General features: G+C 46.0%; 1 protein-coding gene. It reads left to right on the top strand.

Features of this window, described 5'->3' with window-relative positions:
* Positions 1-785 (top strand): hypothetical protein (locus tag CQA49_RS10210; RefSeq protein ID WP_220271752.1); only part of this gene is annotated, 785 nt, incomplete at both ends.

Here is a 785-nt window from a genome sequence, read left to right as displayed (position 1 = left end):
TATGAATATCATGCTAAGTGATGCGCCAAATACCACCCCGCCTACTACGCCAACGACTACCTTTATAAATGGTGCAGGTGCAAGTATCGCCCAAAGTGTCGAAGTGGAAAAATCGCTTGATAGATTCACAAATGAAGGCACAATTACTGGGAATGTAAGCTTTAGCGGGAACCACACAACAAACACACTTAATAACACCGGCACAATCACCGGCGGTGTAAATGTAGGCACAGGCTATACAATAGGCACTGTTGCAAATTCCGGCGTTGGAAACTTTGGCACTGCTGGATTTACAAATTCTGGCACGATAAATACTTTTAGCAACAGCTCAACTGTGGCTAATACCTTTACAAACTCCGGCACGATAAATACTTTTGAAAATAGCTCAACTGCGAACAACACTTTAACAAATAATAACTCCATCGGCTCTATCACCCACACTGGCATCGCCGGCACTGGCACTGGCAATAATGCAACGCTTACCTACGCAGGCACTGGAAATGTAGGGAGTTTCACCGCTGGGACAGCTCCTACAGGCACGCCTCCGGGGAATCCAACTGGTGCAGGCGATGTCACTTGGAACAATACAGGCAATGTGACAGGAAGCCTTACAAATAATGCAACAACTATCAATGGAGATATAGGCTTGCAAAGCGCGCAAGGTGGAAGCGTGAGCGTGACGAATGCCGGCGCAACTGCAAATATAAATGGCACACTTACAAATAAAACAAACTCAACCGCCACACTTGAGAATGAGGGGACTATCGCAGGATTTACAAATGAAG

It is taken from the genome of Helicobacter sp. MIT 00-7814 (assembly GCF_003364115.1).
GTDB lineage: Bacteria > Campylobacterota > Campylobacteria > Campylobacterales > Helicobacteraceae > Helicobacter_F.
The sequence above is the reverse complement of the archived record's forward strand: the minus strand, read 5'-3'. Positions and strand labels throughout refer to the sequence as shown.